Annotated in this window: 20 protein-coding genes and 1 pseudogene; 12 read left to right on the top strand and 9 right to left on the bottom strand. The window is 69.8% G+C overall.

All coding sequences use genetic code 11. The features are described from left to right. Positions 1-34 precede the first annotated feature (34 nt). The 6 genes and pseudogenes from E1202_RS25640 to E1202_RS25615 all read left to right on the top strand — a co-directional run. Positions 35-3,145: pseudogene (locus tag E1202_RS25640) on the top strand (HAMP domain-containing protein); the annotation flags it as partial. A 153-nt stretch (positions 3,146-3,298) separates the two neighbouring features. Continuing rightward, positions 3,299-4,495 (top strand): four-carbon acid sugar kinase family protein, encoded by a 1,197-nt coding sequence (locus tag E1202_RS25635; protein ID WP_165943989.1) that lies wholly within the window; start codon positions 3,299-3,301, stop codon positions 4,493-4,495. Further along, positions 4,492-5,484, top strand: coding sequence for a 4-hydroxythreonine-4-phosphate dehydrogenase PdxA (pdxA, locus tag E1202_RS25630; protein WP_235879008.1), 993 nt, complete (start codon positions 4,492-4,494; stop codon positions 5,482-5,484). Before E1202_RS25635 ends, pdxA begins: the two co-directional genes overlap by 4 nt. 23 nt (positions 5,485-5,507) lie before the next feature. Then, positions 5,508-6,290, top strand: a complete 783-nt coding sequence (locus E1202_RS25625) for a DeoR/GlpR family DNA-binding transcription regulator (RefSeq protein ID WP_235879007.1) — start codon at positions 5,508-5,510, stop codon at positions 6,288-6,290. A gap of 184 nt (positions 6,291-6,474) precedes the next feature. Further along, positions 6,475-7,599, top strand: a complete 1,125-nt coding sequence (locus tag E1202_RS25620) for an MFS transporter (RefSeq protein ID WP_132685691.1) — start codon at positions 6,475-6,477, stop codon at positions 7,597-7,599. A 134-nt stretch (positions 7,600-7,733) separates the two neighbouring features. After that, positions 7,734-8,522, top strand: coding sequence for an endonuclease I family protein (locus tag E1202_RS25615; protein WP_132685690.1), 789 nt, complete (start codon positions 7,734-7,736; stop codon positions 8,520-8,522). A gap of 223 nt (positions 8,523-8,745) precedes the next feature. Here E1202_RS25615 and E1202_RS25610 read toward each other — a convergent pair whose 3' ends face one another. The 5 genes from E1202_RS25610 to E1202_RS25590 all read right to left on the bottom strand — a co-directional run bounded on the left by E1202_RS25610 (position 8,746) and on the right by E1202_RS25590 (position 13,197). Then, the gene (locus E1202_RS25610; protein WP_132685689.1) at positions 8,746-9,162 is read right to left on the bottom strand and encodes a nuclear transport factor 2 family protein; all 417 of its coding nucleotides are present in this window, start codon (positions 9,160-9,162) and stop codon (positions 8,746-8,748) included. After that, positions 9,159-9,701 carry a PadR family transcriptional regulator gene (locus tag E1202_RS25605; RefSeq protein ID WP_132685688.1) on the bottom strand — a complete coding sequence of 181 codons (543 nt, stop codon included), beginning with the start codon at positions 9,699-9,701 and terminating at the stop codon, positions 9,159-9,161. The genes E1202_RS25610 and E1202_RS25605 overlap by 4 nt, the downstream gene beginning before the upstream one ends. A 14-nt stretch (positions 9,702-9,715) precedes the next feature. Beyond that, complete coding sequence (locus E1202_RS25600; RefSeq protein WP_207918914.1) at positions 9,716-10,690, bottom strand: NAD(P)H-dependent flavin oxidoreductase; 975 nt, start codon at positions 10,688-10,690, stop codon at positions 9,716-9,718. Between the two features lie 147 nt (positions 10,691-10,837). Further along, complete coding sequence (locus E1202_RS25595; RefSeq protein ID WP_132685687.1) at positions 10,838-11,614, bottom strand: SDR family NAD(P)-dependent oxidoreductase; 777 nt, start codon at positions 11,612-11,614, stop codon at positions 10,838-10,840. Continuing rightward, the gene (locus E1202_RS25590) at positions 11,611-13,197 is read right to left on the bottom strand and encodes a long-chain-fatty-acid--CoA ligase (protein WP_235879006.1); all 1,587 of its coding nucleotides are present in this window, start codon (positions 13,195-13,197) and stop codon (positions 11,611-11,613) included. Before E1202_RS25590 ends, E1202_RS25595 begins: the two co-directional genes overlap by 4 nt. A gap of 21 nt (positions 13,198-13,218) precedes the next feature. Here E1202_RS25590 and E1202_RS31575 point away from each other — a divergent pair, with 21 nt between their 5' ends. The 3 genes from E1202_RS31575 to E1202_RS25580 all read left to right on the top strand — a co-directional run bounded on the left by E1202_RS31575 (position 13,219) and on the right by E1202_RS25580 (position 15,375). Beyond that, complete coding sequence (locus E1202_RS31575) at positions 13,219-13,368, top strand: hypothetical protein (protein ID WP_165943988.1); 150 nt, start codon at positions 13,219-13,221, stop codon at positions 13,366-13,368. Between the two features lie 49 nt (positions 13,369-13,417). Beyond that, positions 13,418-14,635 carry an MFS transporter gene (locus tag E1202_RS25585; protein ID WP_132685686.1) on the top strand — a complete coding sequence of 406 codons (1,218 nt, stop codon included), beginning with the start codon at positions 13,418-13,420 and terminating at the stop codon, positions 14,633-14,635. A gap of 116 nt (positions 14,636-14,751) precedes the next feature. After that, positions 14,752-15,375, top strand: coding sequence for an HNH endonuclease family protein (locus E1202_RS25580; RefSeq protein ID WP_132685685.1), 624 nt, complete (start codon positions 14,752-14,754; stop codon positions 15,373-15,375). Positions 15,376-15,420: 45 nt separating this feature from the next. Here the strand turns inward: E1202_RS25580 and E1202_RS25575 are convergent, their stop codons facing one another. Beyond that, positions 15,421-16,401, bottom strand: coding sequence for a TAXI family TRAP transporter solute-binding subunit (locus tag E1202_RS25575; protein ID WP_132685684.1), 981 nt, complete (start codon positions 16,399-16,401; stop codon positions 15,421-15,423). Continuing rightward, positions 16,391-18,451, bottom strand: coding sequence for a TRAP transporter permease (locus E1202_RS25570; RefSeq protein ID WP_132685683.1), 2,061 nt, complete (start codon positions 18,449-18,451; stop codon positions 16,391-16,393). Before E1202_RS25570 ends, E1202_RS25575 begins: the two co-directional genes overlap by 11 nt. Positions 18,452-18,605: 154 nt before the next feature. Here E1202_RS25570 and E1202_RS25565 point away from each other — a divergent pair, with 154 nt between their 5' ends. Further along, the gene (locus E1202_RS25565; RefSeq protein ID WP_132685682.1) at positions 18,606-19,226 is read left to right on the top strand and encodes an L-threonylcarbamoyladenylate synthase; all 621 of its coding nucleotides are present in this window, start codon (positions 18,606-18,608) and stop codon (positions 19,224-19,226) included. Positions 19,227-19,253: 27 nt separating this feature from the next. On the opposite strand, the gene E1202_RS25560 is transcribed toward E1202_RS25565, so the two are convergent. Then, a complete protein-coding gene (locus tag E1202_RS25560) occupies positions 19,254-20,366 on the bottom strand; it encodes an LLM class flavin-dependent oxidoreductase (protein ID WP_132685681.1) in 1,113 nt (370 codons plus the stop codon). A gap of 349 nt (positions 20,367-20,715) precedes the next feature. Here E1202_RS25560 and E1202_RS25555 point away from each other — a divergent pair, with 349 nt between their 5' ends. Then, entirely contained in the window at positions 20,716-20,919 is a 204-nt protein-coding gene (locus E1202_RS25555) for a cold-shock protein (protein ID WP_125088080.1), read from the top strand. Between the two features lie 144 nt (positions 20,920-21,063). On the opposite strand, the gene E1202_RS25550 is transcribed toward E1202_RS25555, so the two are convergent. Then, on the bottom strand, positions 21,064-21,621 hold the full coding sequence (locus E1202_RS25550) for an FABP family protein (protein WP_132685680.1): 558 nt from the start codon (positions 21,619-21,621) through the stop codon (positions 21,064-21,066). Between the two features lie 132 nt (positions 21,622-21,753). Between E1202_RS25550 and E1202_RS25545 the strand changes: the two genes are divergently transcribed. Continuing rightward, positions 21,754-22,284: a hypothetical protein gene (locus E1202_RS25545; protein ID WP_132685679.1), complete on the top strand. Its 531-nt coding sequence runs from the start codon at positions 21,754-21,756 to the stop codon at positions 22,282-22,284. The last annotated feature ends 26 nt before the right edge of the window (positions 22,285-22,310 follow it).

Genomic DNA, 22,310 nt, shown 5'->3' with positions numbered 1-22,310 from the left:
CCGGTTGCTGCCCGCCCTGCGGGAGCTGCGCGACGGCAACTTCCGGCGCCGCTTGGTGGTCACCGGTGACGGTGCTGCGGCGGAAGCCGCCGCGATCTACAACGAGGTGGCCGAGCGCAACCAGCGGCTGGCCGGTGAGCTGCAGCGGGTGGGGGAGTCGGTGGCGCGCGGCCAGCTGCCGGTCGCCCCGGTCGCGCTCGACGGCGACGTCCAGGGCGGGTGGGCGCTGGCGGCGGACTCGGTGAACTTCATGGCCGACAACCTCACCAGCCAGGTCCGCGACATCGCCAACGTCGCCACGGCGGTGGCGGCCGGCGACCTGACGCAGAAGATCGACGTCGACGCGCAGGGCGAGATCCTGCAGCTGAAGAACACGATCAACACGATGGTCGATCAGCTCTCGGCGTTCGCCGCCGAGGTCACGCGGGTGGCGCGCGAGGTCGGTACGGAGGGCAAGCTCGGCGGCCAGGCCCGGGTGTACGGCGTGGCGGGGATCTGGAAGGACCTCACCGACAACGTCAACATCATGGCCGACAACCTGACCAACCAGGTGCGCGGCATCGCCCAGGTGACCACGGCCGTGGCGCGCGGCGACCTGTCCAAGAAGATCGACGTCAACGCGCGAGGCGAGATCCTGGAGCTCAAGACGACGATCAACACGATGGTCGATCAGCTCTCGGCGTTCGCCGCCGAGGTCACGCGGGTGGCGCGCGAGGTCGGTACGGAGGGCAAGCTCGGCGGCCAGGCGGAGGTCGCCGACGTCTCGGGCACCTGGCGGCGGCTGACCGAGAGCGTCAACCGGCTCGCCGGAAACCTGACCACCCAGGTCCGCGCCATCGCCCAGGTCGCCACCGCGGTCACCGAAGGGGATCTGACCAGGCAGATCACCGTCGACGCCTCCGGTGAGGTCGCGGAGCTCAAGGACAACATCAACGCGATGATCAGCAACCTCAAGGAGACGACCCGCGCCAACCAGGAGCAGGACTGGCTCAAGACGAACCTGGCCCGGATCTCCGCGCTGATGCAGGGCCAGCACGACCTCGACGCGCTCGCGCAGCTGATCATGTCCGAGCTCGCGCCGCTGGTGTCGGCCCACCACGGCGCGTTCTTCCTGACCCGCACCGACGAGGACGGCCACCGCTACCTGGAGCACACCGCGGGCTACGGCAGCCCGCCGCCGCGCCAGGGCCCGCCGCTGCGGTTCGACTTCGGGGAGTCCCTGGTGGGGCAGGCGGCCGTGGACCGAAGGTCGATCCTGGTCGAGGACGCCCCGCCGGACCACATCCAGATCACCTCGGGGCTGGGCGAATCCGCGCCGACCAACGTGGCCATCGTGCCGGTGCTGTTCGAGGGAGCGGTGCTCGGCGTCATCGAGCTCGCCGGGATCCACCGGTTCAGCTCGGTGCACCTGGACCTGCTGGACCGGCTCAAGGAGTCCATCGGCGTCGAGGTCAACACCATCGTGGTCAACACGCGCACCGAAGCGCTGCTGGGCGAATCCCAGCACCTGGCCAGCGAGTTGCAGGCCCGTTCCGAGGAGCTGCAGAACCAGCAGGACGAGCTGCAGCGCTCCAACACCGAGCTGGAGGACAAGGCCGCGCTGCTGGCCAGCCGGAACAAGGACATCGAGCTCAAGAACATCGAGATCGAGCAGGCCCGCCAGGAGCTCGAAGAGCGCGCCCGCCAGCTCTCGCAGGCCTCGGCCTACAAGTCGGAGTTCCTGGCCAACATGTCCCACGAGCTGCGGACACCGCTCAACAGCGTGCTGATCCTGGCCAAGCTGCTCGCCGACAACATGGACGGCAACCTCACCCCGCAGCAGGTGGACCTGGCCAAGACCGTGCACCAGGCCGGATCGGACCTGCTGCAGCTGATCAACGACGTGCTCGACCTGTCCAAGGTGGAAGCCGGCCAGATGAACCTGCTGCCCGAGGACGTCGCCCTGGGCGAGCTGGCGCGCAGCCTCGAGTCGATGTACCGGCCGGTGGCCGCCGAGAAGGGCCTGGAGTTCCGGGTCGTCGTCGCGCCCGCGCTGCCGTCGAGCGTGCACACCGACCGCAGCCGGCTGGAGCAGATCGTGCGCAACCTGCTGGCCAACGCGGTGAAGTTCACCGACCGCGGCAGCGTCGAACTGCGGATCCGCCCGGCCCAGCCCACCGAGGTCAACAGCGGGGCGCTGCGCCGGGCCCGGCAGCGCATCGTGTTCTCGGTGCGCGACAGCGGGATCGGCATCCCCGCCGACAAGCTGTCGCTGATCTTCGAAGCGTTCCAGCAGGTCGACGGCACCACGGTGCGCAAGTACGGGGGCACGGGACTGGGGCTGTCGATCAGTCGGGAGCTGACCACGCTGCTCGGCGGTGAGCTGCAGGTCCGCAGCGAACCCGGCCAGGGCAGCACCTTCAGCCTCTTCCTGCCGAGCGAACCCGCCGTCGACAAACCACCTCAGATTGTGGAGCCCGCGGACGATGACGCAGCTGCCGAGGAAGCACCTTCCGAGGAAGCACCTGCCGTCGAGACGCCGGACGTTGAGACGCCTGCGGTCGAGGCACCCGCGGCGGAGGCACCCGAGGTTGAGACGCCTGCGGTCGAAACACCCCCGCACCCGCGGGTTCCGAGCGAGGCCGAGAGCAGCCTGGACGTCTCCGCCGAAGGCATCGACCCGCCGCTGCGCTCCAGCGAGCTGATCAACCGCGAGACGCAGCCGCACGTGCACCGCGCCGCCGAACCCGGACAGCGCGGTGCGTTGCAGTTCAACTCGGAGAAGGTCCTGGTCGTCGACGACGACGAGCGCAGCGTGCACGCCATGCGGGTGCTGCTGGAACAGCACGGGCTGCTGGTCGTGCACGCCGACAACGCGCTGGGCGCGCTCCGGGAACTGCGCAGGCACAACGACATCGTCATCGTGCTGATGGACGTGATGATGCCGCAGCTGGACGGCAACGAGGCCATCCGCATGATCCGCGAGATGCCCCGCTACCGGGATCTGACCATCATCGCCGTGACCGCCAAGGCGATGAAGGGCGACCGCGAGCAGAGCATCTCGGCGGGCGCGACGGAATACCTGACCAAACCGGTCGACGCCGACCTGCTCCTGGACCTGCTCTCGGAACACCTACCAGCGGGAATGGTCACCGAAGCCGAATAGCGGCCCGCCGTCCGACACATCGCGCACAACGTTGCGCACTGTGCACTCGCTGGATAGGACTATTGCGTGATTCGCGCAGCGATCTCTATGGTTAGACCAAGCCCGACGGGGGGTGCTCGTTGGGTTTTTCGGCGAGCAGAAGAGCAGGTGATCATGGGATCGCGAGTCCTGGTCGTGGCCGATGACCTCAGCGGTGCCGGTGATTCCGGAGTCCCCTTCGCGCTGCGCGAAATGCGCACTCTGCTGGCGTTGGACGACACCGGTGACGCCGAGGTGTTCGTGGCCGACACCGACAGCAGGCACATCGAACCCGATCTCGCCGCCAAGCGCGTGCACGAGGCACTGGACGGGCACGCGCAAGGCCGCGTCGTTTTCAAGAAGATCGATTCCACCCTTCGCGGCAACGTGGCCGCCGAAGTCGGTGCGATCGTCGAGCACGCCGCCGGAGCGGGGGTGCTGCTGTGCCCGGCCTCGCCGGCCACCGGTCGCACCGTGCTCGGCGGAGTCGTGCACATCAACGGAATCCCGCTGCACCACACCGATTCCTGGAACGCCGAACCCGACGACGCGCCGGTGGACATCGCTTCCGCCCTCGACGGGCTGAAAGTCCGCCACGTCGCACTGGCCTCGGTGCGCGGCAAGCCCGCGCAGCTGCGCGAACGGGTCGCGCAACTGCTCACCGAAGCCGAAGTGGTCATCTGCGACGCGGTGTCGGAGAGCGACCTGCGCGCCGTGGCCACCGCGGGCTCCGCCGCTCCCGCCCCGCCGCACTGGGTGGGAGCCGCAGGTCTGGCCGACGCGCTGGCCGAACTGCTGCGCCCCGGATACGACATCGAACCGCCACCCCCGGTCGACGGACCCGTGCTGGCCGTGGTCGGCAGCGCCCACCGCGTCTCCCGCCAGCAGGCCGACTACCTCGCCGAACGCTTCGGCCACACCCGGCGGCTGTCGGCGCGCGCCCTCGTCGACGCCGAGCCCGCCGCGCTCGCGCGCATCGGCGAACAGCTCCACGACGCGCTGTGCACGGGCGACGTGCTGGTCACCGTGGAAGGACCGGTGGAAGCGGGCCTGGCGCGAGAGCTCACCGCCGCGCTCGCGGAGGTGTGCGCACCGGCGACCGAACGGGCCGGGCTGCTGGTGCTCACCGGCGGTGAGACCGCCCGCGCCGTCCTCGGCAGACGCGGGGTCAGCGGGTTGCGGCTGCTCAACGAACTGGAACCCGGTGTGGTGCTGGGCCGCACCATCGAGAAGGAACCCGGCTACGTCATCACCAAGGCCGGCGCGTTCGGCGCGCCGGACACCCTGCACCGCGCGGTGTCCGCGGTGCGTTGCGGAAGGGCCGTCGCGTGACCTTGCCTGCCATCGCCGTGACCATGGGCGACGCCGCCGGAGTCGGACCCGAGGTGATCGTGCGCGCGCTCGCCGAACCCGAGCTGCAGGGCCTGGCCCGCCCGGTGGTGATCGGCGACGCCGCCCGGTTGACCAGGGCCGCCGAGATCTGCGGGATCGACGTGCGCGTCAAACCGGTCTCCGGACCGGCCGAGGCCACCGAGGATCCGAACACCGTCGAGGTGCTCGACCTCGGGGGCATCCCGGCGGACCTGCCCTTCGGGGAGCTCTCCGCGGTGGCCGGTGAAGGCGCCTACCGCTACGTCGCCGAGGCCGCTGAACTTGCGATGGCGGGGCAGGTGCAGGCGATCTGCACCGCGCCGCTGAACAAGGCCGCGCTGCATTCCGCCGGGCACCGCTACCCCGGCCACACCGAACTGCTCGCCGAGCTGTGCGGTGTGCCGGAGGTGTCGATGATGCTGTCCACCGGGACGGTGCGGGTCATCCACGTGACCACGCACATCGGGCTCATCGACGCCATCGAGCGGATCGAGCCCGGACTGGTCGAGCGCACCGTGCGGCGCGGGCACCGCACCCTGGTCGACTCCGGTGTGGCCGCGCCCCGCATCGCGGTGTGCGGCATCAACCCGCACGCGGGGGAGAACGGCCTGTTCGGGCACGGCGAGGAGGAAGCCAAGATCGAGCCGGCGCTCGCCGCCTGCCGCGCCGACGGCATCGACGCGCAGGGCCCGCTGCCGGCCGACACGGTGTTCTTCCGCGCCGGACGAGGTGATTTCGACCTGGTCGTGGCGATGTACCACGACCAGGGGCACGGGCCGGTGAAGATCCTCGGCCTGGAAGCAGGGGTGAACATCACCGTGGGACTGCCGGTCATCCGGACCTCGGTGGATCACGGGACGGCCTTCGACATCGCGGGCACCGGCACGGCCGAAGCGGGAAGCATGGTGGAGGCGCTGCGCCAAGCGGCGGCACTGGCCGGAAGACCATGATCCGCTTCTGGGAGGATCGCGGCGTGAGCGCGGAAGTCGAAGGACGCCTCTCGGCAGGGCAGCGCCGGGCGTTGATAGAGCGGCTGGTGACCGAGCAGGGCGCGGTCCAGGTCGAGGAGCTGGCCGCGTCGCTGGCGGTCACGCCTTCGACGATCCGGCGCGACCTGCAACTGCTGACCGACCAGGGCAAGCTCGCCCGCACCTACGGCGGTGCGATGCCGGCCTCCAGCGCGGAACCCTCGCTGGGGCAGCGCACGGCGCTGGCCTCGGCCGAGAAGGACCGCATCGCCGCGTGGGCGGCCGAGCAGGTCTCGATCGGCGACACGCTGATCCTCGACGCCGGGACCACGACCGGGAAGCTGGCGCACCGGCTGCGCGACCGCTCCGGTCTGACGGTGATCACCAACAGCGTCATGGCGTTGACCGAGCTGGTCGACGCCGACCCGGTGCAGGTGGTGTCGCTCGCCGGCGAGCTGCGGCACATCAGCCAGGGCTTCGTCGGTCCGCTGGCGGAGCTGACGCTGTCGAGGGTGACCGCGGACAAGGCGTTCCTGGGCGCCGACGGCCTCGACTCCCGTCACGGCATTTGCGAGGCGAGTCTGCTGCAGACCCGCCTCAAGGAGCAGATGATCGCCCAGTCCCGCGAGGTCTTCATCCTCGCCGACAGCAGCAAGCTCGGCGCCAAGCCCTTCAACGCCTGGGCGCCCCTGCCGGCGACGTGGACGCTGGTCACCGACACCAACGCGGACGAGACCGACCTGGCTCCCTTCCGCTGCCTCACCGGAGTCACCATCATCACCGTCTGACCCCCCGGGCCTCACGACGCCGCCGGGTTCGGTCCGAACCGCCCGTGATCGACGTCCGTTCAGCCCGATCAGGTGGGACCAGAACCGCCCGTTGCCGGGATCTCGGCCACAGTGGACCTCGCGGTCGCGTTCCCGGTGTTACCGTTCGCGCGGCTAACGGTATTCGCGGTGTGGAGGTGGCGCGGTGAACTCCCGGGTCGCGCTGTACATCGGAGGGCTCCTCGGACCCTTCGGCGGCGGCATCGTCGCCGCGATGCTGCCGGAGCTCAGCGCCGACTACGCCGTGACACCGAGCCTCGCCGCGACGACCACCACCACCTACCTGCTGCCGTTCGCCCTGGTCATGCTCGTGTCCGGCAGCCTCGGCGAACGATGGGGGAGCAGCCGCACCATCCGCGTCGCCTACATCGGGTACGCCGTGGTCGCGGTGCTCGGAGCCATCGCGCCGTGGTTCTGGCTGTTCCAGCTCACCCGCGCGCTGCAGGGCGTGGCCAACGCCTTCACCACACCGCTGCTGCTCTCCAAGATCGCCGCCGGAACACCCCGGGAACGGCTCGGCCGGGCGATGGGCACCTACGGCGCGATGCAGGCCATCGGCCAGACCACCGCGCCGCTGGTCGGCGGGCTCGCCGCGGAGAGCGCCTGGCAGCTCGCCTTCGTCGGCGTCGCCGCCGTGGCCGCGCTGCTCGCCGTCAGCCCGCTACCACCCGACACGGAACCCGCGGCCACCCGCGCACCCACCGCGCTGCGCGACGCCTGGACCCCGGTGGTGCTGCTCAGCGGCGGCATCGCCGGCGTCGCCTGGATGTCGTCGGCCGGACTGCCGTTCCTGGTCTCCTTCCGACTCGACGACGCCTTCGCCCTGAGTCCCGGTGCGCGCGGCCTGGCGCTGACCGCCTACGGCATCGCCGGCGTGCTCGGCGCCCGCCTGACCGGCAGCGCCGTCGACCGCTTCGGCGTGCGAGCCATGCTGATCACCGGCGTCCTGTCCGCAGCCCTCGCCATCGCCACGATCGGGTTGGTCGACTCGCTGCCCGTGGTCGTGCTGGCCTGGGCCGCCGCCGGGGCGTGCGGACAGCTGATCCTGGTCGCCGTGCACTCCACCGTGCTCGGCGGCAGCGGCGGTGGCGGGGCCATCTCGGTGGTCACCGCCTGGCGCTTCCTCGGGATGTCGGCCGCACCCGCGGTGTTCACCGGCCTGTACTACCGCGACGCCGCGCTCGGTTTCGGGCTCGCGGGCCTGCTGCTCGCACTGATGATTCCCGTTGTTTCCATTTGGTGGCCTCGGACGCCCCGTGCCTCCGACTGACTTATCGCAGCTCGCCGCGGATTTCGGGCACTGAAGCGTCCATTTCACGCCATCTCGTCACCAGATTTGTGTCACCCAATGGTGATCCTTTCTGTGTCACGCTTCCCCCGACTCGACCACGGGGAGAGGGAATCATGAAGATCACCCGCTGGAAGCCCTTATCGCTGCTGTGCGGAGCGGTCCTGGTGGCCGTGCCGACCGCCGCTGTCGCGGTGGCCTCGCCCGCCCAGCCCACCGCTGAGGACTACTACCAGGACGCCATCGGCAAGACCGGTCCCGAGCTGGAAGCCGCGCTGCACGGCATCATCAGCAACGGCGTGACCACCCTGAACTACGACGACGTGTGGGACGCCCTCAAGGTCACCGACGAGGACCCCAACGACACCGGCAACGTCGTCCTGCTCTACACCGGCCGCTCCCAGGCCAAGGACACCAACGGCGGCGACGCCGACCAGTGGAACCGCGAGCACGTCTGGGCCAAGTCCCACGGCGACTTCGACACCGTGCCCGGCCCGGGCACCGACGTCCACCACCTGCGGCCCACCGACGTCACGGTCAACTCCGACCGCGGCAGCAAGGACTTCGACATGGGCGGCACCGAGTCCGCCGAAGCCCCCGGCAACTTCACCGACGACGACTCGTGGGAGCCCCGCGACGCCGTCAAGGGCGACGTCGCCCGGATGATCTTCTACATGTCCGTGCGCTACGAGGGCGCCGACGGCTTCGCCGACCTCGAGGTCAACGACCAGGTCGGCAACGGCAGCGCCCCCAACATCGGCAAGCTCTCGGTCCTCAAGCAGTGGAACGAGCAGGACCCGCCGGACGCATTCGAGCAGCGCCGCAACGAGGTCATCTTCACCGACATCCAGCACAACAGGAACCCGTTCGTAGACCACCCGGAATGGGTCGAAGAGATCTGGTGATTCTTGGGTCGTCCGCTGGCTGATTTGCTGGGCGGTGCGGGTGGGGGGACCTCAGACGTCCTCTGGCTCCGGGATCCGCGACTTGAGTATGTCGAATACGCGGCGCTGCGGCTGTCCTCCCCAGAGAACGTCTGAGAACCCCCGGCGGTGCGAGTTGCGCAGATGGGGGCACGGAGAAAGCACCTTCGGTGCTTGCCTGACGCGCGCCACTTGAGTGCTCAGGTCAGCCTGGGAGGACTCCGTCTTGGACGAGGCCTCGGTGGATGGCTTCGCTGACGGCCTGGAGTGAGGACAGGGGCCGGATCATCACCGTGAAGGTGGTGATCCGGTCGTGCGCGTCGAGGTGGATGAGGTCGATGCCCTCGACCTGCTTGCCGTCGACGACCGTGCGGAAGTGCAGGACGTGGGCCCGGGTGCTCTCGCCGTCGGGCGTCCGCCCCTCCCCGGTGAAGTCGCCGACGTAGCGGAAGTCCTCGAAAGTCCGCTGCAGCACCCGGAAGAGCGCGCGCACGGTGTCGATGCCCTCGAACGGGGTGAACTTCACCGGGCTGAAGAAGCGGATGTCGTCGGTGAACTCCTCGACCGCGGCGTCGAAGTCGCCCGCTTCGATGGCTGCGCGAAAACGTTCTGCGGCGTTCATGTTCCTCGATCCTGGTCGTCGTCGAGTGCTCGGAGCGTCTCCTCGCACCACTCCAGCAGCGCCTGCTCGGTGCGGATCCCGCCGCTGAGCACCAGGTGCTGGTGCAACGCCTGGCCGGACAGCTTCGCGGTGTCGAGGAAGTCGCGCCGCTCGATCTCGCGGTAGATCGCGATCCGCGCGGCGTGCTGGTCGCGATGCCGCGCGATCTCCTCCCGCACCTGCCCGACGTCGCCGAACGACGCGCCGCGCAGCTTGACGGTCAGATCGTTGCGGGTGGCGGCGGGTTCGGCGATCCAGCGCGCGAGCTCCTCGGCGCCGGAATCGCTGACCCGGTAGACCTTCTTGTCCGGTCGCTTCTGCTGGGCGACCTCGTCGCAATCGACCCAGCCGAGCTCGACCATGCGCTTGAGGCTGCGGTAGATCTGCTGGTGACTCGCCGCCCAGAAGTACCCGATCGACTTGTCGAACCGCCGCGCCAGCTCGTAGCCCGAGCCCGCGCGCTCCCGCAGCGACACCAGGATCGCGTACTCCAGGGACAACGGCAGCCTCCCGCTCAGCCGGCGACGAACTTCCCGAGCCGGTCGTGGATGAGCTCGCCCGCCTCGGTCACGATGCGGTCGACCAGGTCCCCGACGGTCGGAACGTCGTTGATCAGTCCCTGGACCATACCGACGCTCCAGATGCCCAGTTCGGTGTCACCCTGCTCGTAGACCTGGCGGCCCCGGGCGCCGGCGACCAGCTCGCGGACGTCCTCGAAGGCGCCTCCGTCGTCGAGCTTGGCGACGACCTCGCGGCTCACCGAGTTGCTCGCCACCCGCGCGGTGTTGCGCAACGGGCGGAAGATCAGCTCGGTGTCGCGCTCGCCCGCCTCGGTGATCCGCTTCTTGACGTCGTCGTGGATCGGCGACTCCTGGGTGCACATGAAGCGGGTGCCCATGTTCACCCCGTCCGCGCCGAGGGCCAGCGCCGCGACCAGGCCGCGGGCGTCGGCGAGGCCTCCGGAGGCGATGATCGGGATGGTGAGCTCGTCGGCGGCCCGGGGGATGAGCACCAGACCTGGGATGTCGTCCTCGCCCGGGTGCCCGGCGCACTCGAAGCCGTCGATGCTCACGCCGTCCACGCCCAGCTGCTGGGCCTTGAGCGCGTGACGCACGCTCGTGCACTTGTGCAGGACCTTCACCCCGGCCGGCTTGAACGCCGCGACCTGGTCGGCTGGGTTCGACCCGGCGGTCTCCACGATCGTGACGCCGGATTCGATGATGGCCTGCCGGTACTCCGCGTAGGGCGGTGGCGTGATCGCGGGCAGGATCGTCAGGTTGACGCCGAAGGGCTTGTCGGTCAGGTCGCGGCAGCGCGCGATCTCCTTGACCAGGTCTTCCGGCGTGGGCTGGGTCAGCGCGGTGATCATGCCCAGAGCACCGGCGTTGGCGACCGCCGCGACCAGCTCGGCGCGACCGACCCATTGCATGCCGCCTTGCACGATGGGGTGCTCGACGCCGAACTCCTCGGTGAACCTGGTCCGCAGCACGATGCTCACTGCCCTTCTGAAGTCAAGAACCACTCCGCCCGACCTCGACGGTACTATGCACCGAGTTGCAATGCAACGGGTTGCATAGGTGCGCGATCGGGTGGACACCCGGAGATCGCTCGCCGGAGGGGTGAGGAGCCGCCCGGGCTAGAAGTTCACGTAGCCGCCGTCGACGGTGAGCGCGTCAGCCGTGTGGTACGCGCTGGCGGGACTAGCCAGGTACACCGTCAGCGAACCGAAGTCGCCCGGCTCGCCCCAGCGGCCGGCCGGAACCCTCGGCAGCACCTTGCGGTGGAAGGCCTCCGAGTCGAGCATCGGATCGGCCAGCGGCGTGCTCACCCAGCCCGGCAGCACCGCGTTGGCGCGGATGCCGTGGCGGGCCAGCTCGACCGCGATCGACTTGATCATCGACACCAGCGCGCCCTTGCTCGCCGCGTACGCCTGCCCGCGCGGCTGGCCCTGCCGGGCCGCCAGGCTGGAGGTGCCCACCAGGCTGCCGCCCTCGCCCTGCGCCAGCATCTGCCGCGCCGCCGCCCGCAGCGTCAGGAACGCCCCGTCCAGGTCCACCCGCGTGACCCGCCGGAACTCGCTGAGCTCGGTGTCGACGAAACGGCTTCCCACGCCGCCGATCCCGGCGTTGGCGAAGCAGGAGTCCAGCCGCCCGAAGGTCTCCACCGTCCGCGCCACCGCCTGCTCGACCTGCTCCTCGTCGCCGACGTCGCAGCGCACGGCGAGCACCTTCCCGCCGTGCCCTTCGAGCTCGCGCGCCGCCGCCTCGTTGCGCTCGGCGTTGGTGCCCCAGACGCACACCGACGCGCCGGCCGCCGCCAGCGCGTCGGCCATCGCCAGGCCGATCCCGGAGTTGCCGCCGGTGATCAGCGACACGTGCCCGGTCAGGTCGAACGGATTGGGCTTGTCGCTCACGGGGCGCCGCCTCCCTGCGGGGTGGACTGCTCGCGGTACCGGCTGCGCAGCGCGGTCTTGAGGACCTTGCCGCTGGGGTTGCGCGGCAGCTGCTCGACCACGCGGATCTGCTTGGGCCGCTTGTAACCCGCCAGGCGGGCGCGGCACCAGCTCTCGATGTCCTCGTCGGTCGGCGGATCGGCGGGATCGCGCGGAGCGATCACCGCCAGCGGGGCCTCGCCCCACCGCGGGTCCGGCACACCGATCAGCGCCACCTCGCCGATCTTGGGGTGCCCCGAGAGGGCTTCCTCGACCTCGGCGCAGTAGATGTTCTCGCCACCGGAGATGATCATGTCCTTCTTGCGGTCGACCACGTAGATGTAGCCGTCGTCGTCCTGACGCACCAGGTCACCGGAGTGGAACCAGCCGCCGCGGAAGGCCTCCGCGGTCTCCTCCGGCTTGTTCCAGTAGCCGCTCGTCACCGTCGGGCCCCGGTAGACGATCTCGCCGACCTCGCCGGGGGAGACGTCGTTCATCTCGTCGTCAACGATGCGCACCTCGACGTTGAGTAGCGGTGTTCCCACCGAACCGATCTTGCGCAACGCGTCCTCGGCCCGCAGCGCCGTGGTCACCGGGCTGCACTCGGTCTGCCCGAACACGGTGCTCAGCTCCGCCTGCGGGAACGTCACCATGATCTGCCGCAGCAGCGTCGTCGACGCCGGTGCCGCGCCCCAGCTGATCCGCCGCAACGCCGAGAGGTCGTGCTCGGCGATGTCGGGCAGCGAGCAGATCGCCTGCCACTGGGCGGGCACGAAGAAGCAGCCCGAGATGCGCTCCCGCGCCAGCATCTCCACCGTCTCGCGGGGATCGAACCGCCCGGAGGACGACAGCACGATCCGGCCGCCGCGCAGCAGCGGTCCCATCAGCCCCGACACCCCGGCGATGTGGAACAGCGGAACCCCGACCAGGTACACCCTGTCGTCCTCGGAGACACCGTTGTGGATCAGCAGGCTGCAGGTGTGCATCAGCAGGTTGTGGTGGGACAGCACCGCGCCCTTGGGGCGCCCGGTCGTGCCGGAGGTGTACATGATGAACGCGGGGGAGTGCAGGTCCACGTCGAGCTCGTCGTGCTCGGGCGAGGCCGCGGCCAGCGCCTGCTCGAAGTCCGCCGACTCCGAACCCGCGTCGCCGTCGCCGATGACCAGCGCGAACCGCGTCTCCGGAGCCTGCTGGCGGGCCTCGGCCACGGTCTCGGCGAGGAACGAGTCGGTGATCACCGCGCTCGCCCCGCTGTCGGTGAGGGCGTAGGCGATCTCGTCGGCCACCAGCCGGAAGTTGACCGGCACGCAGATCGCGCCGATCCGCGAACCGGCCACGAAGGCCTCGATGGTCTCCAGGTGGTTGAGCGTCGCGACCGCGAACCGGTCGCCGGCGCCGAGCCCGCGGTCGCGCAGGGCGTTGGCCAGCCGCGTGACCCGTTCGTCGAACTCGGCGTAGCTGCGGGAGGCCTCGCCGTGCCGCAGCGCGATCTCGTCGGGGATCTTGCGGGCGTGGCGCGCGAGCTGGTCGCTGAGCGTCATGCCCTGGCCGGGCTGTGCGGACATCGTCACCTCACCGTTGAGGGGATGGGCCAACTCATCGTGCGGGCGCGGCTGGAGGCGGTCAAGGCGAGGATCGGGCGTTTTGCCCACCCCGGCGTAATGAACTTCACGCTGTGCGAAGGGATTTCGGCGGCTCCGGTCGTTCCGGGCCTGGTCTCCGGCGTGCGAGGCTGATCGCGGAGCGAGTGGTCGAGCCAATGTCGCGGCGAGGTGTCAACGGAGAGTGACCGAGAAAGAGCAGCCCTTCGAGCTGAGAACCGTTGCCCTCGCGGCCTTCGGACCCACCCTGCTCTTCGCCACCGGTGAGGGCGCGATCCTGCCGATGATCCCGCTGGTGGCCGCCGACCAGGGCGCCGGGCTCGGCGCGCTCGGCCTGATCGCGGCCATGATCATGGTCGGCGAGCTCATCGGCGACCTGCCCAGCGGCGCGCTCGTGCACCGGCTCGGCGAACGCACCGCGATGATCCTCGCCTCGCTGCTGTCGATCGCCGGGCTGCTCGGCTGCTACTTCTCCACCAACCCGTGGCTGCTCGGTGCCGGTGTCTTCCTCGTCGGGCTGTCCACGGCGGTGTTCGCGCTGGCCAGGCACGCGTTCATCACCACCAGCGTTCCGGTGCGCTTCCGGGCCCGGGCGCTGAGCGTGCTGGGTGGGCTGTTCCGCGCCGGCTACTTCATCGGCCCCTTCGTCTCCTCGCTGGTGCTGGTGATCAGCCCCGAGAAGCGGTCGGTGTTCCTCATCCACGTCGGCTTCGCCGTCGCCACGCTCGTGCTCCTGCTGTTCACCGGCAACCTCAGCGGCGCCGACGGTCCCGGCAGGCGGGAAGCCCACCACGGCCTGCTGCCCACCATGACCCGCCACCGCGGCGTGCTGCTGCGGATGGGTTCCTGCGCCGCGCTGCTCGGCGGACTGCGCGCCTCCCGCAACGTGGTGCTGCCGCTGGTGGCCGTCGCGGCCGAACTCCCGCCCTCGACCACGGCCCTGATCATCGGCGTCGCGGGCGGTGTCGACTTCGCGCTGTCCTACTCCTCCGGGCAGATCATGGACCGCTGGGGACGGCTGTGGGCGGCGGTGCCGTCGATGACGGGCCTGGCCATCGGACACATGCTGCTGTTCGCGGTCACCGACGTGCCCACCTTCGCGGCGGTGGCGGTCCTGCTCGCCCTGGCCAACGGCACCAGCAGCGGCATCCTGATGACCCTCGGCGCCGACCTCGCCCCGCACCCCGGACCGGCCCCCTTCCTCGGCGCCTGGCGCTTCACCGGCGACTTCGGCCAGGCCGTCGGACCACTGGTCATCTCCGGTCTCACCGCGCTCGCCGGCGTCGAGATCGCCGGTGTCGGAATGGGAATCGTCGGTTTCCTCGGCGCCGGCCTGCTGCTGCGGTACACCCCGCGCTACGTGCCGCGGCAGCCCGCGCTGGGCCTCACGGGTGATCGTTAGCTGGGACACATAGCCCACGTGGTGGAGTGATCGCCGGACTCCCCGGGTGATCGAATTGGTCGAACACCTCGCCGAGAAGGGGGAGTCGGGTGTCGGCTAGCAAGAAACCTGTCTGGATGTCGGTCGTGGCGGCGGTGCTGCTGGGCGCGATGTGGCTCGTCTTCGAGTCCGGGCTGCTCGATTCGAAGGTCAGCGCGGCGACCGGTCCCGCGAGCGACCAGCTCGCGGAGCTCGCGGTCGCACCGGCCGGGTCGATGACCGGCTACTCGCGGGAGAAGTTCAAGCACTGGATCCCGCAACCGGACGCCGGGAAGAACTGCAACACCCGCGAAGCCGTGCTGGCCCGGGACGGCCAGAACGTCGAGGCCAACTCGGCGTGCGAGGTCACCTCGGGCTCGTGGACGAGCCTCTACACCGGGGAGAAGGTCGCGCAGGCCAAGGGCGTGGACATCGACCACATGGTTCCGCTGGCCAACGCCTGGCGCAGCGGCGCGAACAAGTGGGACGACGCCAAGCGCCGGCAGTTCGCCAACGACATGAGCCTGCCGCAGCTGGTCGCGGTGGACTCCAGCTCCAACCGCAGCAAGGGCGACCAGGACCCGTCGACCTGGAAGCCCACCGCCCAGGGCCAGTGGTGCGTCTACGCCACGGACTGGATCACGGTCAAGAAGAGCTACGGCCTGTCCGTCACCGACGCCGAGAAGAAGGCGCTGACGGAGATGCTCGCGACCTGCAAGTGAGTTGCGCGGGTGGGGGAGCGAGCTGCGCTTCCCCACCCGCTGCGCTCAGCCGCCCAGAGCCTGCTTCGCACCCGGGTGCAGCGGCACCGGGTCGCTCTTGGTCGCCTGGTCTCGGTTGATCTGCTTGGCGGAGGGGTGCACCGCCTCCAGGTCCGCCCTGCGGTCGAACAGCAGCCTGGTCACCGCGCAGGCGTTGTTGGCCGCGAAGTCGTCCCGCACCACCAGCAGGTTCGGCACCTCGACCGTGGGCACGTCCGCCGCGAGACCGTAGGTCGCCGCCGGGATGGTGCCCTGCTCGTAGACCGGGCTGATCTTGTTCAGCTCCGGCAGCAGCGGCGTGATGTCGATGAACTTCACCGCACCGCCCAGCGTCGTGGTCAGATCGGTGATCTCCGGCGTCGGCAGCCCGCCCGACCAGAACAACCCGTCGATCGTGCCCGACTTCATCCCGTCCACCGACTTGCCCAGCGCCAGCCGCTGCGCCTGGACGTCGGAGTTCGGGTTCAGGCCCGCGGACTCCAGCAGCCGGTTCGCGATCACCTCGGTGCCCGACTTCGGTGACCCCGTCGAGATCCGCTTGCCGCGCATGTCCGCGACGCTGTTGATGCCCGAATCCGCCTTGACCACCACGTGCGTGGAGTTCGGGTAGATCCTGCTCAGCGCCTGGATCGACTGCTGCCGGCCGTCGAAGGAGCCTGTGCCCGCCACCGCGTCGGCGGCGGTGTCGGCCAGGGTGAAGGCGATGTCGTAGTCCCCGGCCACCAGCTGCTGGATGTTCTGCACCGAGGCACCGGTTTCGGCGGCCGTGGCGCGCAGCTTGGTGTGCTGGCTGATCACCTGCGCCAGGCCACCGCCGAGCACGTAGTACACGCCGCCGGTGTTGCCGGTGGCGATGGTCAGCCGGCCGTCACCCGCCTCGCAGGACGCCGCCTGCCCGGTGGGCGCTTCCTGGACCTGCTTGCCGCCGCAGCCGGTGAGCACCAGCGCCGCCGCGGCCGCGGTCGCCAGCAATGCCTTAATCCGCATCGAGCTCCTCCTTGAACTTCGCCTTGCGGCGCAACACCAGCTGGGCGAGCAGGCCCAGCACGCAGAAGCCGAGCCCCACGGCGATCACCGGGGGTTCGAGGTAGAGCAGGCACAGCGCGCCCGGCGCGAACAGCACGCGCACCAAGGCGGGCACCGGGCCGAACAACCAGCCGCCGGTGACCACGCTCAACGCGCCCACCGCCACGACTGACACCGCCAGCACCCACAGCACGGTCACCGCATCGGCCTGCAGCAGCAGCGCCGCGCCGTTGTCGGTGAGCACGAACGCGATCGGCACCAGGAACGCAGGCAGCGTGTACTTCCAGGCCTGCATCATCGTGCTGATCACGCGGCCGCCGGTGATCGCCGCGGCGGCCACCGCCGCCAGCGCCGTCGGCGGCGTGACCTCGGACAGCACCGCGTAGTAGAAGATGAACATCGCCCGCTCGGCGTCGGCCACCCCGAGCGCGCCGAGCGCCGGGCCGATGACCACCCAGGCGATGATGAACGACGCCGTCACCGGCACCGCCAGGCCCAGCACACCGACGGCCAGCGCCGAGAACACCACCGTGAGCACCAGGATCACCGTCGGGTCGGACGAGAGCGCGTGCGCCGCCTGCACCAGCGCGTCGGCGAGCTCCTGGCCGAGGCCGGTCTTGGTGATGGTCGAGGTGATGATCCCGGCGGCCGCGCACACCGCCACCACCGGCAGCGCCCCGCGCACCCCGAGCGACAGCGCGTCGACCATGCTCCGCGCCCAGTCCAGCACCGCCCGGCCGGGACCGCCGGTGGCGCGCACCAGGTTCGAGACCAGGGCGAACAGAGCCGCCACACCGGTGGCGTAGACGACGGCGGCGAACGGCGGGATGTTCATCGCCAGGAACACCACGATGATCGCCAGCGACAGGAAGTGGTACCCGCCGCGCAGCAGGATCCGCCATGCGCTGCCGTGCTCGGTGTCCACCGCCTCGGCGCCGAAGCGTCGCGCGTCGGCCTCCACCGAGAACACGATGCCCAGGTAGTACAGCAACGTGGGCACGCACGCCCAGATCAGCACCGTCAGGTAGGAGGTCTGGAGGTACTCGGCGATGATGAACGCCGCCGCGCCCAGCGTGGGAGGCGACAGGATCGCCCCGATGCCCGAGGCCGCGAGCAGGCCACCGGCGTTCTCCTTCGGGTACCCGGCGCGGCGCAGGATCGGCCAGGTGATCGATCCCAGGCTCACCGCCGTCGCCGTGCCCGAACCGGACACGGTGCCGAGCAGGAATCCCGACAGCACCGCGGTGCGGCCGGGGGCGGTGCGCGAGCGCTTGAACGCCGCGAAGGAGAAGTCCACGAAGAACTGCCCCGCGCCGGAGGCCGACAGCACCGCTCCGTAGAGGGTGAACAGCACGATGTAAGAAGCGGCGACGTCGAGGGGAGTGCCGTAGAACCCGCTGGCGTCGTTGTAGAGCGCGTTGACGATCTGGCCGAAGTCCACCCCGGCGTGCGCGATTCCCCAGTGCTGCGGGAGGAAACCGCCGTAGTAGGCGAAACCGACGAAGGCAACGCAGATCACCGGCAGGATCCAGCCGGTGGTGCGCCGGGTCGCCTCCAGCACCAACAGCAGCAGCAGCGATCCCGCGAGGATGTCCAGACCGGACAGGCTGCCCTGCCGGTCGAGGAACGCGTCGAAACCGCCCGAGCCGAACGGCAACACCGGGTAGAAGCCCACCAGCAGCGCCAGCGCCGACAGGACCCAGTCGTACCAGCCGGGGTCGTCGCGTTCGCCGGAACCGCGCCTGCCACCGGGGCGGTAGGACAGGAACACCAGCGGCAGCGTGCATCCGAGGAAGATGACCAGGTAGAACTGGTTGCCCTTGGTCAGCGGGAAGAACACCTGCCGGAGCACCAGCAGCGCGACCGCCAGGGCCGCCAGGTAGACCAGCAGCTCCGGGCGGCGGGAGAGGCGGCGGGCCGGTTTCTCCTCGTCGTGGGTCGCGGCGATCTCGCCGGGATCGGTGGTGTCGTCGGGAAGTTCCTCGCGATCAGGCCGCGTCGCCCGGCTCATCCTTCGCCCTTTCGGCCCGTTGTACCCCTTCGGGATGTAACCGAGGTCACTCCCGGGGCAACAGGATGCGCGGGCGAACGGGGGATGTCCATAGATCGACTCGCCGCGTTCGGTTGCGCTTGGCAACCGTGGCACGACTCCTATGCTGGTCCGCATGGCGAAGTACTTCGACGTTCATCCGGACAACCCGCAGCCGCGCTCGATCGGGCAGGTGGTGGACATCCTCCGGGACAACGGGCTCATCGCCTACCCGACGGACTCCTGCTTCGCCCTCGGCGCCCAGCTGGGCAACAAGGACGGCATGGACCGGATCCGCTCGATCCGCAACCTCGACGACCGGCACCACTTCACGCTGGTGTGCCAGAACTTCGCGCAGCTCGGGCAGTTCGTGATCATCAACAACGCGGTGTTCCGCGCGATCAAGGCCTCCACGCCCGGCAGCTACACCTTCATCCTCCCCGCGACGAAGGAAGTTCCGCGCCGACTGCTGCACCCCAAGAAGAAGACCGTCGGCGTCCGCATCCCCGATCACGTCGCCGCCCAGGCGCTGCTGGCCGAACTGGGCGAGCCGATGCTGTCGAGCACCTTGCTGATGCCTGGGGAGGAGGAACCGATGACGCAGGGCTGGCAGATCAAGGACGAGCTGGACCACGTCCTGGACGCGGTCATCGACTCCGGTGACTGCGGTGTCGAACCCACCACGGTCGTCGACTTCTCCACCGACGAGCCCGAGGTGGTGCGGGTCGGCGCGGGAGACCCGTCGCGGTTCGAGTAGCGGAATCCGAAGCGGTGGCTTCCGCTTTCAGCTCCGCTCGGCGAGCGGGAGCCGGATCCCCTTGGCCTCCAGGCGCGGCAGCACCTCGGCGACGAAGTCCTCGAGTTCGCCGACGTAGTCCAGGAACGCCAGCGCCATGCCCGAAAGGCCCGCCCGGGCGTAGCGCTCGATCTCGTCGGCGACCTCCTGCGGGGTGCCGATCAGCGGGCAGGTCCCGTGCCCGGCGGCGAAGCGGGTGCGCAGGGTGTCCATGATGTCGTTGGCGAAAGACCGGGCGTACATGCCCTGCAGCCGCATCAGCTCCTCGACCGCATCCCAGTCGGCGTTCTCCTCGGCGTAGTGGCGCAGGAATTCCTCGGCTTCGGCGCGGGTCTTGCGGCACACCACGAAAGCCGGCGCCATCACCCCGACGTCGCGGCCGTGCCGGGTGCGCGCGTCCCGCCGCAGCTCGGTGACCACTTCGGATCCGTGGCCGGGGTCGCTGAGCGCGGTGAAGGCGAAATCGGCGTTGCGCGCGGCGAAGGCGCGGCCCTGCGGGCTGGACCCGGCGTTGATCAGCGGCAGCGTGCCGTGGACCGGCTTGGGGCTGGCGCCGACTCCTTTGAGGTCGAAGAACCTGCCGGACAGGTCGAACCGGCCCTCGCGGGTCCACAGGGCTCGGACGTGGTCCCACCACTCCTGCGCGAGGGCGTAGCGGTCGTCGTGGGATTCGGGCAGTTCCAGGCCCATCGCCCGGTATTCGGGCTCGTTCCAGCCGGCGACCACGTTGAGCCCGGCCCGGCCTTCGCCGACGTGGTCGAGCGTGGCGAGCTGCTTGGCGCTGACCACCGGGTGGTTGAAGGCGGTGTGGACGGTGGCGAACACGGTGATCCGCCGGGTGGCGGCGAGCAGTCCCGCGGCCCAGGGGATGGGTTCCAGAACGCTCTCGTGGAAGCCGGATCTTCCCGGGTAGCCGATGAATCTGGCGATGGGAAGGATGAAGTCGATCCCGGAGTCGTCGGCGAGGCGGGCGAGCCGGAGGTTGTCGGCCCAGCTCGCACCCCACCTGTCGGCGACGTTGGTGATGGCGAGACCGCCGGAGCAGTTGGGGGAGAAGAGGCCGAGCTTGAAGTCCCGGCCGGTGAGCAACGTGCTGGACATGGTTCTCCTCATTCGATTGTGAATGGATTTCACCTCGAACAGGAGGGCCGGGACAAGATCCTCTTCTTCCCGGAACTGCGTTCCCGCACGCGTTCGGACTACCGAGAAAAATGTGACGCCGGTCACGACACGGCCGGGCGATAGAGGCAGACGTGTCCACGAGGGACCGTGTAGTGTTCGTGGCGGTCGTATTTTTCTGGGGTCGTGTTCGCGCACACTCGCAGGATGGTGATGCGAGCGTGCTGCTTTCTGGTTGTAGCTGGACAAGTCGCCGTTCGATCCGCGGCCCAGGCCGTCACGCAGTGTGGCGGTCTGATGTAGTACCGGCTCCCAGAAGGAGAGAGCAAGCATGGCACAGGGAACCGTGAAGTGGTTCAACTCGGAAAAGGGCTTCGGCTTCATCGCCCCGGACGACGGTGGCCCGGACGTTTTCGTCCACTACTCGGCCATCGACGCCCGCGGCTTCCGCAGCCTCGATGAGGACCAGAAGGTGAGCTACGAGGTCAGCCAGGGCCCGAAGGGCCCGCAGGCGGCCGACGTCCGCGTCATCTGAACACGGCGTCTCACGTAATACCGGAACGAACTGCCGATTGAGGTAGCCGTTCCACTTCAAAGAGCCGGTCACACGGCCCGCAGACAAGAAGCCCCGCACTTCGGAAACGAGTGCGGGGCTTCTTGCGGTTCACCCCGAGTGGTCTCAACCGCCGGAGCTCACCCGGCGCAGGGTTGCCGAGACGTGCGGGGTCATCGGCTCACCGACCATCTCCCGGCTCTCGGCGTAGTCCAAGACGTCCCCGCGCAGCGCGTAGGAGCGTTGCGCGGCCCTCACGTCCTTGGCGGTGGCCGTCGCCAGCACGGTCTCGGTCTCCAGCGTCCAGCGTCCCGGCTCCGCGCTGCCGTAGAAGAGTTCGAGCAAGCCGGTCGCGTGCGTCAGCAGCAGTTCCAGCCGTCCCTCGGCGCCGGGGCGCCACCAGCCGGTCTCCCAGGCGGCCGGGCGCAGCACCTGGCCCTCGGCGTCGAGCAGCCACGCCTGCGCCTGGTGGCGCAGGAAGGGGCGCCCGTCGTGGGAGATCGTCACCTGCTGGCCGAAGCGGAACGGGCCGTCGATGGTCGGGTAGTCCACCTCGCCCTCGCCGCGCCACGCGCCGACCAGCTCCCGCAGCGGTGCGCACGCGTCGTGCAGCGGCGGGCCGCTGTCCGGCTCGGTGGTGTCGGCGGGGATCGGCAACCGGGTGATGTCCTCGGGAGTGCTCACCCCGGCAGCCTAGAAGCCGGTGCGAGGGGCGTTCGCACCGACACGGCGGGGCGCGTACCGGCATCTGGTAAATCCACAGTGGACATTGCTCGTGGTGGGTGGTCGTCCTTGTCGTCACGGGCGGCGCTGTGCTTGTCTTCGGGTGTGTACCGGATCTACTGCTTCGAGAAGCTCGCGGTGACCGTGGAGGGCGTCGACTTCGCCGACCCCGCGCTCGCCGATGAACCCGACGTGCGCGAACGAGGTGTTCGCCTCGAGCTGCGCGGCCTGTCGGAGTCCGCCGAGGCCGGCTCGATCTACTCCTCCAGGGCGGCGTGGCTCAGCCGCGGCATCTGCCGCTTCGACCTGCTGGAATCGCGGCCGCACGCGGCCGACCGGATGCACTGGCACCCGGAGATGTCCGACGGTGAACCCGGCGAGCGCGTCTTCGACGCCGAGCTGTCGGCCGACCCCATCGCCTGGATGGGGCGGGCCCTGCGCGACGTCGGCCCGCTGCTGCGCCGCGCCGGGTTGGATCCCGCCGCGCACGCCGGCGACGTGACCGCGATGGCCGAGTCCGCGGGCGAGATCACCGACGTGGTCGCCAAGATCCTCGCCGAAGCCCGCAAGCCGTGGCCCGAGGTGACTCGGGACGAACGCGGATTGGCGCCGATCAACATGTGACCCCGCTTGCATCGCGCATTTCGGTC

This window comes from Saccharopolyspora karakumensis, assembly GCF_004349225.1.
Classification (GTDB): Bacteria; Actinomycetota; Actinomycetes; order Mycobacteriales; family Pseudonocardiaceae; genus Saccharopolyspora; species Saccharopolyspora endophytica.
The sequence above is the reverse complement of the archived record's forward strand: the minus strand, read 5'-3'. Positions and strand labels throughout refer to the sequence as shown.